Raw genomic sequence first — 13871 nt, 5'->3', positions numbered from 1 at the left:
CCTCTTGGATTATAATCCTAAATCTAATGCTTGGTGCTTCAACTTCTTAAAGATGTGCTTGTCAGCCCATCCCGTAATACCACCTTGGAAAGCAAAGGCGAATAACGTTCCTAACCCAAAGTTAGCTAACGTGCCCGTCATTGCAAAGGCAATAATGGCCATAATCGTTGGTGGTAAGTATGAAACCCACATGGAAATTGTAGCATTTACTTTAAAGAACTTAAATCGTAAAATTTGATATAAATCATCAGCGGGGTGTAAGACTAAGTTAACCCGTTGATAAATTGAAATTGCGATGGCAATCAATGAAACCCCGAGGAAGTTAACTAAAACATAGAGAATCGTCATTAACATCCCGTTAGCGTCTGGCATAACGGCATTAAACAGATTTGAGAACCATTGAATGAAAATTGAGAAAGGGATTAAGAAGACGATGTTACCACCGATTCGTTTCCAGTCAAGTTTCTTTAATAAGAGGGCGTTTAAGAAGGAGATTAATAATCCTAATAACATAAAGGCCCAGAATAACGTCGTTGGTTGATTACCTAAAACGGCTAAACCAAGGTTGTTTTCGGCGGCCGTCCAGTAAGCAGATCCCAAAAATTCGGGATGAATATGGGAGCTCGTGACCAAAGTCAAAACGTTCCCGAGTGAGTTAATTACAATTGAAATCGCAAAGTAAGCGATCGACTTGCTCATTGAAATGGTCCGAGCATTCGTCGTTGATTGTTGCGTCATATCCATAGTATCAGTTCTTCCTCTCTAACAAATTGGTTAATTAGGCGTTTTCGCCACCAACTTTAACGATGGCCTTAGAAACCTTGCCAAGCTTACCAGCGACAAAGTCTTCGACCCCATTAAGGTCAAGTTCGTGGGAGAATAATGGCAATGGATCAACCTTACCAGCCGCTAAGAGGGCAATTGAGTCTTCAAACGTGTAAGGTTGATGAAGGCCCCTTGAATTGTTAATTGTTTTTGGAAGACATCGTACGTGTTAACGCTGAACTTGTCATCTGGGTTCCCAACCCCAAACATTAAGACTTGAGCACCCCGAGCAGCGGCGTGAAGGGCTTGTTCTTGCGTCGTCGGGTTACCAACGGCTTCGATGACAATATCGTATTCGTCAGCAGGAATTTCTTCCTTGGTCGTGTTTAACGTCTTAACGCCAAAGTGTTCGCGGTTGTTAGCTAACTTTTCGTCGCTCCGACCACCAAGCGTAACTTCGTGAACCCCACGAGCTAAGAGGATTTGGGCAAATAATTGACCTTCAAAACCATCACCTAAGACAAAGGCCTTTTGGTAGGGGTGTAATTCTAATAAGTCAACCCCGTGCACCGCACATGAGATTGGTTCAATTACGGCCGCGGCTTTAAGGAAACATTGTCAGGAATTGGGTAAACCACCTTGGCTGGGGCCGTGAAGTATTCGGCAAAACCACCATCACGCGTAACCCCAACGGCATCCAAGTGTTCACATAATTCTTGACGTTGCGTCCGGCAGTACTTACATTGACCACAGTAGATGTTAGGGTCAACCGTTACCCGGTCACCAACCTTCACATTCGTTACATTTTCACCAACTTCAGCCACGACCCCTGAGTTTTCATGACCTAAAACAATTGGTGGCACGGCAGAAGCAGAACCTGGCAAACCAGCGTAAAGGGCCTTGTCCGTCCCACAAATACCGGCGAAGGCCGTGTGAACTAAAACTTCATCGGGCTTGATGGCGGGCTTGTCATAGTCCTTAACTTCTAATTGCTTTAAACCTGTTAATACTAATGCATCCATTTCTCTTTTCCTCCAAAAGAAATACTTTGTGATATATTTCGCAAACGTTTACGGTGAGTATCATATGTCATTGTCAACCGGTTGTCAATCACGAAAAAGTAAATTATTTTAACAATGGAAGCTGTTTCACAAATTAAAATTAAGTCCCAGTAAGGTTTAAGGTAGTTTGTGAAATAGATAATTTTTTTCACATTGTTTTAAAACCCGGTATAATGAACTTAATGAATTTGAAACGAGGTAGTAGAAAATGGGGCAACGACCAAAATTAGAGGATGTGGCCAAAGAAGCCGGGGTATCAAAAACCACCGTTTCGCGGGTTTTAAACCGGCGGGGGGCGCTGAGTCAGGCGACCATTGATAAAGTTCACCAAGCAATGCAGAAGCTCAATTATCGGCCGAATGTGGTCGCCCGGCAATTGTACCGGCAGAAAACTAATCAAGTGGGGCTCGTCTTTCCCACGGTCAATGATCCATTCTTTGCGGAACTAGAATCTCATCTGGCGCATCATTTATATGCGTTAGGGTATACGGTAATTATGGGTAATAGCCAAAATAATCCCGATAAGGAACGGGAATATCTCCATATGTTAATGGACGGTCAAATTGATGGTTTAATCGTGGGGGCGCATAATGAAGGCTTATCTGAATATGAGCAATTAAAGATGCCCGTGGTTGCGGTTGAACGAGCCGTCGCCGAGCATATTCCCACCGTCGTTTCCGATAACTACCATGGTGGGGTAATTGCCACGCAACGCTTGCTTGAACAAGGTTGTCGACATATTATTCATACGAATTATCCGCCAACTGATGCCTCGCCCAACCAATTACGGCGGGCTGGCTATACTGATGTGATGCAGGAAGCCGGTTTAAACCCAGTTGTTTATGAAATCAACTTTGATTTGCCAGTGGAAGATAAATTAGCGGTGATTAATCAACTCTTTGATGATCATCCTGAAGTTGATGGGGTGGTGGCCGATAATGATACAAACGCCAGCCTAGTCATTACCGTCGCTAAGGAACGTGGCCGGACAATTGGTAATGATTTAAAGGTAATTGGCTTTGACGGTTCGGATATGGCAAAATTATTCCGGCCAGAATTAACAACCGTGGCACAACCCATTCATGAGTTAGCCATCAACGCGGTCCAAATGTTAGATCAGCAAATTAATGGTGACATGAATGTTGAATCGGTAAAATTGCCGGTTGCATTACGCATTGGCACTACAGGTTAGGTCGTGAGCCACGCATTAGGGGAGCCATGGCCTAACGTAGACAAGGGGCTGACACTAGCAAAGCTAGGGGTGGCTCCTTTGTCATAGTTAGGCACTAGGCTTCCGCGTGGCGAGTTAAGTTACACCCAGGTCGTGAGCTCAGCTATCAAAGCGCCTGTTGGCGTAACGATATAAATGGCGTCGGAACTGGCATCGTCAGGTTCGGCGTCATTTTGAGTTAGGCTCTAAGGCGCTGCTGAGCGAACGAAGTTACAAGGTTGCCGTCGAAATAATAAAACAACCTGTCAATTAAATTATTGGCAGGTTGTTTTACTGATTGATAATTATTTTTAGTTAATTTAGTGGTTTGAAATGAAAGACGTGCGGGTTTGGATAGTGTAGCTTTGGTAATGGCACTATTTTCGTCCGGTGTTGATCGACATCATGGTAAGTATAAGTTTGCGTTCCTAGGTCGATGGTACTCCAATAGTGAGTATAGTCATCGTGACCGGGTAAATGTTCCATTTGAACTTGCTTTAAAATCTCAGTAATTGGCCGTGACTGAGCCATCGCCACCGCAGTCCGCATCCAGCGGGCACTGGGCGTCCGACTAGTTTGAATGGAAGCTGGTAATTGAATGTTTTTAAGTGATGATAATTTTAAGTCGGTTAAATCTACATCCAAATCAACCGTGTTTATTAAGCGCTGTTGATGATGATCATAGCTTGGTGCATTCGTGATGACTGGAATCGCTAATTGCCGTAAGGTTAATTCCTGGCTAGTCGGTTCAATCAAATACGTTCCAGTTTGATCAGCGACTAGCCAATGGAATTCGTGAACGTACGCATGGGTATCAAACCATGGCGACGCTACTAAAGTCAGTTGTGGCAAGGCAGCTGCTAATTCCGCCACGGAACCATAGTGGGATAAACACCATTCAATCAAGTCTTGGGGGGCTAAATTAATTTTTCCCGTTATAGGCGTCGGCGCGTAAAATTTCCGGCATTTATAATATAATTCCGCCATGACTAAGCCGGCCGTATTAATTCCATCGCCAATTAAATATTCACCATCCGTTACCCGCATACCACCCAAAATCCCATATTGGGAAGCATACTTAGTCCGGTCAAGGTAGCGCGTAAATTGGTAGTGGGGTGGTAAATAGGTTAATTTCCAGGGCGATGATAAGGCTGGCAAGTCCATCGTCCGGCCAAAGATTTGATTTTGAACTAATGCCGTGCACATCTTATGCCTCCAAATTGTTCGTTTGACTGATTTCTTTTAGGGCGTCTCGTTGTTGCTGTTGATCAACGTGGGTATATAAATCAGTCGCTGAGGTGCCTTTTTGACCGAGTTGTTGCGAAACTAACACTTGGTCTTTAGTGACTTGATATAATTCTGACGCTAACGTATGCCGTAATTTATGGGGAGTTAGCGGGTGACCAAAGGCGGTCGAATACTTCTTGACCATTTTTTTCAATTGCATTCGTCGTCATCCGCCGTGTTTCGCCATGATAAAGCGTTAGGAAGAAAGCCCGGTCTTTTTTTGACGGCTTGGTACCGGTCAGCGCGAATCGCTTTGTAATCGGCTAGATATTCCATCGCCCATGGTGCAATTGGTACGGAATCTTGTTGGCCACCTTTCCGAATCACGTCAATCATTTGGCGTTGCCAATTAATATCATCTAGGTCTAAATTGGCGGCTTCTGACACCCGAACCCCAGTACCGAGAATTAGGGTGATAATCGCTAAATCACGCTCTTTGTTCAATTCAAAAGCAGGGCGGGCGCGTTTATCGCACATTTGTGGGTATTCATTACGAATAAAATCCAGAAAATCAAACTTCATTTGCCCCCGATACATTTGAGATTCTAAGGCGTGGGCCCGGAAATTCAAGGTTTTCGTGTTGTTCAAGGCATCAATTTTAAGCATCACGTTCCGGTCAAAGTAGGGTTCCCCGTGGTTATTATCCGCCGTAATCGTTAAATACTTATACAAAGAACGTAGGGCATTAATTGAACGATTAATACTCGTTGGTGAATTTGTTTTCCCATGAGCGTTTTTCGCATGTTGTAATTGATCAATATAGAGCATCACGTCATTGCGGCTTAAATGCTCTAAAGTGTCTAAACTGATTTGTTGATTAGACGGTGCCGAACTTAAATCAGCTTGACGTAACCAGTCAAAAAAACCGCCGAATTTCGGTTAAATATTGGTAGGTGGTGGTAACGGCATGATTCGTCCCTAAGTAATACTCATTGACGTAATCAGGTAATTGCTGCAATTCTTGTTGAATTAAGTGTAAATACTTATCTGACTCCATTCATTTTCCTCCGTGATTAATATCCCTATTATACCAAAAAAAAGTCGTTCCCTCTCGCAAGTGGGGGAACGACGATTAAAAAGGGGAGTTAAGGATTTGTTAGCCTAATGCGTGCGCAAAGTTAGCAACGGCTGTTTGGTAATCCGCATCTAAGATTAAGTCACCACTGGTCCAGGATTCAACTGGTAAGGCCACGCCTAATGATGCCGTAATTGGTTGCATGCCAATAAACCGGACTAAGTGATCTAATTGTTGCCGGACTGGTAAACCAGCATCTTTACCAGCGGCAGAAGCAATCGCCACTGGTTTATTCGCACTGGCAGCGGCGCTGTGCCGGTCATTAACATCCATGGGCCGTGATAACCAATCTAAGGCGTTCTTTAAATAAGCTGGGATGCTTTCATTGTATTCCGGGCTAACAATTAACAACTTATCAGCGGCTAAAACTTGGTCCCGTAAGGTTTGAACTGCCGTTGGTGTTGTCGATTCTAAATCCTGGTTCAAGAGTGGCAATGCACTTAAATCAGCCCAAGTAACTTCGACTTGCGGGTCTAATTGAGCCACAATCGCTTGTGCCAGTTGATAGTTAAAAGAGTGGTGCCGTAATGAGCCGCCAAATACAAGTAATTTCGTCATCGTTAAATTCCTCCTTAAAGCTAAAGCGCGAATTGTGCAAGCTGATTAATTGTGATTATTGTAGTTAAAACGATTTGATAAAGCTAATGATTTGCTTTAGCGGCAACTAAAATTGATCAACAGGGGGTCATGCTTTTACCGACCAACCTGTCATTAAAATTATAGTTTTAATGATACCAGTTAGTGAAATTCAGCCAGGGGGCTTTGGCAATTGTTAATCGCCCCAAAACCATTAACAAATTGAATTACTTAATTGATGCGACTTTTTATTCGCACTCTTGTATCATTCGGCGTACAATTTAGTTAACAAATTAATTGGAGGTATTTGATGATGGCAACGATTAACGAATTATTTTTAACTGGTAAGCATTTTAACGAACTCCAAACATTACTCAAACGCAACGTCCACTTAAATGATTTAACAAGTGATTTATTTGATTTTGGTGGCGCTGATCACAAACCAATTGCACGCTTAGCCAAAGTTTTATCTAAGGTCCCAACTGGTTTATCAGTTACAGCCTTAATCACCGAACTTGATCAACGACCGTCCGTTGTTAAAACCTCGGTTGATGCCTTGCTTGATCGCCATTTAGTCACGGAAACTGATGGTAAAATTGTTTTAACTGATGCAGGTCATGCCTTCTCCCAAGCGCTTGATGACCGGCGTAATCGGATTGCTAAGGAAGCTTACGGTGTTTTATCAGCTGACGAACAAGCCCAACTCTTAGCACTAATGAAGAAGTTGATTGCTGACTATGAAGCTCGGGACGTTGATTTCGACGCTCTCCGCAAGTTGCGTTAACCTATAACCTAAATCTAGCTTAAATTAAAGGCCCCGTTGTTACGGGGCCTTTTTACTTACTTACTTATTAACTTACTTATTATCAGTGTGCCAGCCATATAAATGCAAGCCACGGCGAACGCCATCAAATTCACCAATTTCTGGTAAATATCCCCAATGACTAAAGCCAGACCGTTCAAACATATGTTGACTGGCACTATTTTGCGATAATACATACGCCACTATCGTCACTAAACCACGTTCAGTAGCAGCTTGTTGAATAAACTTAATTGATTGTTGGCCTAACCCTTGGCCTTTCGTGTTTTGCTTTAAATAAATGGCCACTTCGGCGGACTTTTCAAAGGCTGCCCGACCATAAAATGGTTCTAACGCGACCCAACCAACGATTGATTCATCAGCTTGATCAACTAAGACCCAGAGCGGATGTTGGTCATTAAAACTAGCAAACCAGTCAGTTCGGTCGGCAACCGTAATGGGTTCTAAATCACCCGTTGATTGATGAGTCACAACCGCTTCATTATAAATCGCTACGATGGTTGGTAAATCATCCCGAGTAGCAAAGCGAAAGATTACGTCCATAGTGTTTCTCCTTATACTAATTTATATCCAAAGCCCCGCACAGTTAATAAGTGTTCGGGGTTTTGATCGTCATCCTCTAATTTATCGCGTAAATGCGCCATATGCATGTCCACAATCCGCGAACTGGTCAGTAAGTCATCATAGCCCCAAACGCCAGTTAGCAATTGTTCCCGTGACAAAACCTGTCCTTGATGTTGGGATAAATAAGCTAATAATTGAAATTCCTTCGGGGTTAATGAGATTGATTGCTGATCTTTGGTAACTTGGACCTTTGTTAAATCAATCTCCCAATTCGCCACTTTGATGACATCGTTATTTTCAACTGGTGCATCAACTTGCTCTAAAATATTATGGTCTAAACGCACATGTTCGTAGACCCACAGTTTCTGGCTAATTAACGCTTCCCATAAACCAAAATCGATGGGTAAATGCAAAACGTCATCGACCCGTGCTTGGGACAATTTACGATGTTCCCGGGCACTAATTTGGTCGCCTAACACCAAAATTGGTCCTTGGTATTGGGGGCGAATCAACGTCATCGTGGCTAAGGTAGTATCTAAATTGGTCACGCGTAAATCCCACAAAACCGCCGCATAAGACACCTGTTCGAGTGCCACTACTAACTGAGTCGCCGTCGAGACATAATCAAACTGCCACTTGGTTCGTTCGGTTAGTGCTAAGAGGTCCGTGGATAATCGGTTAGCTTGGGTCATTACTAAGATTTTGACCACGATTTAACTTCCTTTCAAGTTTACTTTATAAATATATTTACACAACCTTTACAAAGGAATGGTCGCACCTTTACATCCGATTGCTATATTAATATTTGTAACATACAACCGCATTGATTACAAAGTAAAAACAGCTAAAGGAGATATTTGTCCTATGCGATTGAAAACAGTAGCTAAACTTAGCCTGGGGGTTGCCGTTGTTGGTGGCCTTGGCTGGGGCTGGTATAGCAATCAACAAGCCACTCATAATCATCCCTTTCAAAAGGTGACCGTTGTTGGGTCAACGGCTTTACAACCGTTAACAGAAGCTGCGGTTCCCGGATTTTTGAAACAAGCGCCCCACTCTCACGTCACAGTTCAAGGGGGTGGTTCGGGAACGGGATTATCCCAAGTCGCTGACGGAGCCGTTAATATTGGGTCATCTGATGTCTATGCGGAACAAAAAAAGCGGGATCAATGATCAGCAACTCGATGACCATGTGGTTGCCGTGGCCGGGATGGTCCCAATTGTAAATCCCAAATTAAAGATTGATAATTTGACGATGGCTCAGCTCCGCCAAATTTTAGCTGGGAAAATTACTAACTGGCAAGAACTTGGTGGGCCCGACCTCCCAATTACAGTGATTAATCGCGCGTCAGGGAGTGGAACACGTTTAGCGATGGAAGAAGTCGTCATGCAAGGACACCCAACCATGAAAGCCCAGGAACAAGACTCAAACGGGACTGTTAAAAAAATCGTAGCCAATGTACCGGGGTCAATTTCATACATTGCCATGCCTTACTTAAATGACCAAGTTAAAGCATTAAAACTAGATGGGATTACCCCTAGCTACCAAAATATTACCACCAACAAATGGAAATTATGGTCATACGAACACATGTACACGAATAAAAAAACGGACAATGATAGTTCAGAAAAGTTTATCAAGTACTTACAATCGAAACCAACTCAAACTCAACTAGTTAAAAAAGCTGGTTACGTGGCGATTCATGACATGCAAGTGCAACGTGACGCTAAGGGCCACGTCACCCCAGTAAAGGAGCCATAAGATGAAATTAACTGCACACAATCTAACCGCCCCTTCTAAAGAATCGAAAGAAGAAGTCCGGGGACGCTGGCTAGCTGGCATTGCGATTACCATTATCGGGATGTTAGTGGCCGTTATGTTACTCTTCTTAACTTTCCAAGGACTCGCCTTATTTATTGATAATAAAGTTAATGTGATTGACTTTATTACTGGAACCGATTGGGATCCCGGTCATGGCCATTTTGGGGCTCTACCAATGATTGCCACTTCCTTAACCATCACATTTGTGGCCGGCTTAATTAGTTTACCGTTAGCGTTAATGGTTGCCCTAGCGATTACCGAAATCTTACCTAACGGGGTTCGGAAATTCATTCAACCCCTAATTGAATTGTTAGTGGGAATTCCGTCCGTGATTTATGGGTTTGTTGGTTTAACGGTCATTGTGCCTTCTTACGGAGCCTCTTTGGTGGAACCGGGTTCGGGATGGCTGCCGCCGTGATTGTCTTATTTGCCATGATTATGCCGACGATGATTTCGATGACGATTGACACCTTAGAAGCGGTTCCCAATACTTATCGGATGGGATCAGCCGGTCTTGGGGCCACGCGCTGGCAAACCATTGCTAAGATTATTATTCCGAGTGCTAAATCCGGAATTTTAACCGCCATGATTTTCGGAATGACGCGGGCCTTTGGGGAAGCGTTAGCCGTTCAAATGGTGATTGGGAATACGGCGATGATGCCCGGAAACTTTATGCAATCCGCTGCCACCCTCACGTCAGTTTTAACAACGGGGATTGGGAATACGATTATGGGAACCGCCGCCAATAATGCTTTATGGTCGCTGGCCCTCATTTTATTAATCATGTCGTTAATCTTTAATATTTTGATTCACCTCGCCCAACGGAAAGGAAGGTAGCTTATGCATCCACAAAAAGTCGACCGGATTATGACGGTCATCATTTTACTTAGTAGTGCGGTGGTCGGAATCGCCGTAATTAGCCTCTTGGCCTTTATCATTACGGCTGGGCTGCCCCACTTATCATGGGATTTCATTGCTAGTGCCTCCAGTGCCTTTACCAGTGGCGGTGGGATTCGTGATCAACTCTTTAATTCCTTTTACTTAGTAATTTTAACGATGTTAATCTCCCTCCCATTATCATTAGGTGGGGCCATTTACTTAAGCGAATATGCTAAACCATCGAAGTTAACGGACGGCTTCCGCTTAGCGATTGAAGTCCTTGGTTCCTTACCATCAATTGTGGTTGGTTTATTTGGTTACTTAGTGCTTGTTTTGAAATTCCACTTGGATTTCTCACTGTTAGCCGGGGCAATTGCCTTAACGATTATCAACCTCCCGCTTTTAACCCGGAGTTGTGAAACCGCCTTGAGTCAAGTCCCGAGCTTGCAACGTCAAGCAGGCCTCGGATTAGGAATGTCGAAATGGAAAGTAACCACTAAAATCGTGATGCCGGCAGCCTTACCGGGAATCGTAACCGGGGCCATTCTCTCAGTCGGGCGGATTTTCGGGGAAGCCGCGGCGTTGATTTATACGTCCGGCCAAAGCTCCATGGTTATTTCATACACCAATTGGAATCCATTTAGCCACACTTCATTCTTAAACCCAATGCGACCAGCTGAAACCTTAGCGGTACATATTTGGAAATTAAACACCGAAGGGCTCGTCCCGGATGCAACCGCTGTTTCGGCTGGGGCGGCCACGGTCTTAATCTTAACTATCTTATTATTTAACTTGCTGGCCCGTTTCGTTGGTTACTTAATCAAGCGCCGGATGACAAAATAAAGGAGTTTACTATGACTGAATCAATTGCATTAGAATTAAACCATGTTAATGTAGCTTACGGGGAAAAGCCCGTCGTCAAAGATGTGTCCATGAAGTTCCCCAAGAATCAAATCTCAGCCTTGATTGGGGCATCTGGTTCGGGGAAGTCAACGTTATTACGGTCATTAAACCGGATGAATGATGACATCGCCACGGTGACCGGGGAAATTAACTTTGAAGGTCTCAACATCAATGATCCGAAAACAAATGTCTATCGCTTACGTCAATCAATTGGGATGGTGTTCCAACAACCAACGCCGTTCCCAATGTCAATTTATGAAAACGTTATTTACGGATTACGCTTAGCAGGCGTTAATGACAAAAAAGTACTTGATGCCCAAGTGGAATTAAGTCTCAAGCAAGCTGCCTGTGGGACGAAGTTAAGGATAAATTAAAGTCCAGTGCCTTGCCTTATCTGGTGGGCAACAACAACGACTTTGTATCGCCCGGACGTTAGCGGTGAAGCCAGAAATTATCTTAATGGATGAACAACCAGTGCGTTGGACCCGGTTTCAACCAGCCAAATCGAAGAAACCATGTTAGAATTGAAAAAGGATTTTACGATTATTATCGTAACTCACAATATGCAACAAGCATCGCGGAGTTCCGATTGGACGGCCTTCATGCACCAAGGACAATTAATTGAATTTAACCAAACCGCCGACTTCTTTATGAATCCGCGGGAACAAAAGACGGCCGATTACTTATCAGGTAAATTTGGCTAAACAGGAGGAAAGAAAATGGCTTTAAATTTTGCAACCGAATTAAAAAAACTCCAACAACAGTTTATGGAAATGGGCGTTAATACGAATGAACAACTTTACTTAGCTAGTAAGGCGTTCATCGAACACGACGCCGAATTAGCCCAACAAGTCATCGAAATGGACCCGAGCTTAAATGATGCGGAAATTAATCTCGAAAAAAAATGCCTTTAAGTTAATGGCCTTACAACAACCCCTCGCCAACGACTTCCGCTTAATCATGTCAATCTTAAAGGCTTCCAATGATTTAGAACGAATCGGCGATTACGCCACGCATATCGCGCGGACTACCATCCAATCCGTTGATGATCCGCACTGGCAAGCCGTAGAAACGCAAATTCAAGCCATGGCGGAACAACTTCGGCAAATGATGGAACAATTCATCGATGCCTTCTTCTACACGGATGAAAAAGCGGCGTATGAAGTGGCCAACCAAGATTTACAAATCGATATCAAGTACGCTGAATTGCACAAACAATTGATTGAGGCAATGATTCAAAATCAAACCTTTGTCCGCGCTAACGAACGTTACTTATCAGTAATTCGGCGCTTAGAACGGACTGGTGATCATATCGTTAACCTTGCCGAATGGGTCATTTATGCTGGTGAAGCGAAGTTAGTTGAATTAAACCCTGGTAAGACCGATAAAAAAATTAGTTCAACAAGAATTAGATCAATAAATAAAAATCCCTCCCCGTAGATAAACTGCGCGGAGGGTTTAAATTTATCAAACTAATTTTGGCCAAGCCAAGTTGTAACTTGACCAGTATGTTTACGCCATGCCCATTCGAGGATAAAGCTAAGCACTAATAATCCTAATACGGATGACCAAGTCAAAACGTGCCCGGCAATGATATTTTGAATAAACAATAGTAGGAATAAGATTAAATTGAAGCTAATCGCTCCGATTAACATCCCGAGTTTTGCGCCGGTTTGCTGCCGAACACGCAAGTGACCTACACTAACCATTGCGTAAACTAATAAGAACGTTAAACTAGCCATCTGTCCGACTGCCGCTAGAGGAAAAATGATGACAAAAATTGCGGCTAACAGTGCGGTTACAAATAATCCCCAGGTGCCACCAATGGCCGTCATTAAACCAAATGAAGTTGGAATTTCATCAGTTTTAGCAATCCGTAAGCCTAAATTTTCATCCCCAAACATCGTCGAATTAACTGCCGAGGCGGTAGCTACTAAGGCCGCAATACTTATTGCAATCATACCTAAGTGACCACCCAATAATTTCCCTGCCGTTGCTAAAACATGGCCTTGATTTTGAATTGCTCCCGAAACGCCCAATGTTAAAACAACAACGGTGCTAACTAGTAAGTAAATTCCCATTACAATTCCTAATGACCAATACATGGCGCGAGGTAATTCATGAACTGGATCTTTCATATTCCCCGCTGCATTGGTCACAACCCCAAATCCTTCATATGTCACGTAAAGAATGGCGGCCGCTGAACAAACGCCAACAAGCGGATTAGCAGTTACTTTAAAACTTGTAGCTGCTAAATGCAAATGGGTTACTCCAAGGGCTAAAAATCCAAATAAAATAATCAATTCAATTGTAATAATCATTGTTTGCGCTTTCGCTACCTTATCCGAGCCTAAAATATTAACGATTACCACTAGTAAAATGATTGCTAAACTAATTAATTTTCCGAGCATTCCTTGGGCTGATTGACCAAGCAGTTGGCAAGCATACTCGGAAAATCCGGTGGCGTATAAGGCGATTGCAACAATCCAGCCTAAATATTGAAAGACATTCAACCTCCAGCTAATAGACCATCGCCAAATGATTTCAATAAAAATTGTGCTGCTCCGCCACGACTAGGATATTTAATACCTAGCTTAGCGTACGAATAAACCGAGAATAACGCTACTAACCCACCAATTAAAAATGAAATTGGTAACCATTGGCCAGCAGATTTGGTTGCTAATCCTAACAGCGTATATAAACCAGCCCCCATCATCCCCCAACCCCAATTGCGGTTGCGCCTAGGACCGTTATTTGCTTTGTTTGTTTTGCCATTTTTAACACCTCAAATCGAGTTATTTCAACCATATCTTACCACTTTTAAATCTAATTGTAATCTCGTTATTGAGCATAATAATCATTCTAAAAAAATCCCAACTAAACTACTTTGTAGCTTGATTGGGCTAAAAAAT

Annotated in this window: 10 protein-coding genes and 6 pseudogenes; 7 read left to right on the top strand and 9 right to left on the bottom strand. The window is 43.2% G+C overall.

Annotated features, from left to right (window positions below):
* Positions 1-9: 9 nt before the first annotated feature.
* Positions 10-744, bottom strand: coding sequence for a DUF6198 family protein (locus tag JCM14505_RS05745; RefSeq protein ID WP_054653425.1), 735 nt, complete (start codon positions 742-744; stop codon positions 10-12).
* 34 nt (positions 745-778) lie between these two features.
* A pseudogene (locus JCM14505_RS05740) lies at positions 779-1787 on the bottom strand (zinc-dependent alcohol dehydrogenase family protein).
* Positions 1788-2034: 247 nt separating this feature from the next.
* Between JCM14505_RS05740 and JCM14505_RS05735 the strand changes: the two are divergent.
* Positions 2035-3018: a LacI family DNA-binding transcriptional regulator gene (locus JCM14505_RS05735; protein ID WP_054653424.1), complete on the top strand. Its 984-nt coding sequence runs from the start codon at positions 2035-2037 to the stop codon at positions 3016-3018.
* Between the two features lie 333 nt (positions 3019-3351).
* Here JCM14505_RS05735 and JCM14505_RS05730 read toward each other — a convergent pair whose 3' ends face one another.
* The 3 genes and pseudogenes from JCM14505_RS05730 to JCM14505_RS05720 all read right to left on the bottom strand — a co-directional run bounded on the left by JCM14505_RS05730 (position 3352) and on the right by JCM14505_RS05720 (position 5956).
* Positions 3352-4242, bottom strand: coding sequence for a linear amide C-N hydrolase (locus tag JCM14505_RS05730; RefSeq protein ID WP_054653423.1), 891 nt, complete (start codon positions 4240-4242; stop codon positions 3352-3354).
* 1 nt (position 4243) lies between these two features.
* Positions 4244-5320, bottom strand: a pseudogene (gene xerS, locus JCM14505_RS05725) (tyrosine recombinase XerS).
* Positions 5321-5419: 99 nt separating this feature from the next.
* Positions 5420-5956, bottom strand: coding sequence for an NADPH-dependent FMN reductase (locus JCM14505_RS05720; RefSeq protein ID WP_054653422.1), 537 nt, complete (start codon positions 5954-5956; stop codon positions 5420-5422).
* Positions 5957-6284: 328 nt separating this feature from the next.
* Here JCM14505_RS05720 and JCM14505_RS05715 point away from each other — a divergent pair, with 328 nt between their 5' ends.
* Positions 6285-6758 carry a MarR family winged helix-turn-helix transcriptional regulator gene (locus tag JCM14505_RS05715; protein ID WP_054653421.1) on the top strand — a complete coding sequence of 158 codons (474 nt, stop codon included), beginning with the start codon at positions 6285-6287 and terminating at the stop codon, positions 6756-6758.
* 72 nt (positions 6759-6830) lie between these two features.
* Here the strand turns inward: JCM14505_RS05715 and JCM14505_RS05710 are convergent, their stop codons facing one another.
* Together JCM14505_RS05710 and JCM14505_RS05705 are read right to left on the bottom strand one after the other, a co-directional pair.
* On the bottom strand, positions 6831-7337 hold the full coding sequence (locus tag JCM14505_RS05710; RefSeq protein ID WP_054653420.1) for a GNAT family N-acetyltransferase: 507 nt from the start codon (positions 7335-7337) through the stop codon (positions 6831-6833).
* 11 nt (positions 7338-7348) lie between these two features.
* Complete coding sequence (locus tag JCM14505_RS05705; protein ID WP_162839107.1) at positions 7349-8071, bottom strand: response regulator transcription factor; 723 nt, start codon at positions 8069-8071, stop codon at positions 7349-7351.
* A gap of 151 nt (positions 8072-8222) precedes the next feature.
* Between JCM14505_RS05705 and JCM14505_RS05700 the strand changes: the two are divergent.
* From JCM14505_RS05700 to phoU, 5 genes and pseudogenes are all read left to right on the top strand, one after another.
* A pseudogene (locus tag JCM14505_RS05700) lies at positions 8223-9117 on the top strand (phosphate ABC transporter substrate-binding protein PstS family protein).
* Between the two features lies 1 nt (position 9118).
* Positions 9119-10014 (top strand): annotated as a pseudogene (gene pstC, locus JCM14505_RS05695) (phosphate ABC transporter permease subunit PstC).
* A 3-nt stretch (positions 10015-10017) separates the two neighbouring features.
* Positions 10018-10899: a phosphate ABC transporter permease PstA gene (gene pstA, locus JCM14505_RS05690; RefSeq protein WP_054653419.1), complete on the top strand. Its 882-nt coding sequence runs from the start codon at positions 10018-10020 to the stop codon at positions 10897-10899.
* Between the two features lie 11 nt (positions 10900-10910).
* Positions 10911-11663: pseudogene (pstB, locus tag JCM14505_RS05685) on the top strand (phosphate ABC transporter ATP-binding protein PstB).
* A gap of 15 nt (positions 11664-11678) precedes the next feature.
* Positions 11679-12399: pseudogene (phoU, locus tag JCM14505_RS05680) on the top strand (phosphate signaling complex protein PhoU).
* 32 nt (positions 12400-12431) lie between these two features.
* Here phoU and JCM14505_RS05675 read toward each other — a convergent pair.
* Both JCM14505_RS05675 and JCM14505_RS09665 read right to left on the bottom strand, forming a co-directional pair.
* Positions 12432-13472: an APC family permease gene (locus JCM14505_RS05675; RefSeq protein ID WP_225352288.1), complete on the bottom strand. Its 1041-nt coding sequence runs from the start codon at positions 13470-13472 to the stop codon at positions 12432-12434.
* On the bottom strand, positions 13469-13675 hold the full coding sequence (locus JCM14505_RS09665) for a hypothetical protein (RefSeq protein WP_225352287.1): 207 nt from the start codon (positions 13673-13675) through the stop codon (positions 13469-13471). The genes JCM14505_RS05675 and JCM14505_RS09665 overlap by 4 nt, the downstream gene beginning before the upstream one ends.
* Positions 13676-13871: the final 196 nt, after the last annotated feature.

Origin of the sequence: Limosilactobacillus equigenerosi DSM 18793 = JCM 14505, from assembly GCF_001311375.1 — a bacterium.
In the GTDB taxonomy this organism is placed as follows: Bacteria; Bacillota; Bacilli; order Lactobacillales; family Lactobacillaceae; genus Limosilactobacillus; species Limosilactobacillus equigenerosi.
The sequence above is the reverse complement of the archived record's forward strand: the minus strand, read 5'-3'. Positions and strand labels throughout refer to the sequence as shown.

What these genes read in the sequence shown, in the direction of transcription:
- JCM14505_RS05745 (WP_054653425.1), bottom strand. Translation starts at nt 744, where the DNA reads ATGGATATGACGCAACAATCAACGACGAATGCTCGGACCATTTCAATG.
- JCM14505_RS05735 (WP_054653424.1), top strand. Translation starts at nt 2,035, where the DNA reads ATGGGGCAACGACCAAAATTAGAGGATGTGGCCAAAGAAGCCGGGGTA.
- JCM14505_RS05730 (WP_054653423.1), bottom strand. Translation starts at nt 4,242, where the DNA reads ATGTGCACGGCATTAGTTCAAAATCAAATCTTTGGCCGGACGATGGAC.
- JCM14505_RS05720 (WP_054653422.1), bottom strand. Translation starts at nt 5,956, where the DNA reads ATGACGAAATTACTTGTATTTGGCGGCTCATTACGGCACCACTCTTTT.
- JCM14505_RS05715 (WP_054653421.1), top strand. Translation starts at nt 6,285, where the DNA reads ATGATGGCAACGATTAACGAATTATTTTTAACTGGTAAGCATTTTAAC.
- JCM14505_RS05710 (WP_054653420.1), bottom strand. Translation starts at nt 7,337, where the DNA reads ATGGACGTAATCTTTCGCTTTGCTACTCGGGATGATTTACCAACCATC.
- pstA (WP_054653419.1), top strand. Translation starts at nt 10,018, where the DNA reads ATGCATCCACAAAAAGTCGACCGGATTATGACGGTCATCATTTTACTT.
- JCM14505_RS09665 (WP_225352287.1), bottom strand. Translation starts at nt 13,675, where the DNA reads ATGATGGGGGCTGGTTTATATACGCTGTTAGGATTAGCAACCAAATCT.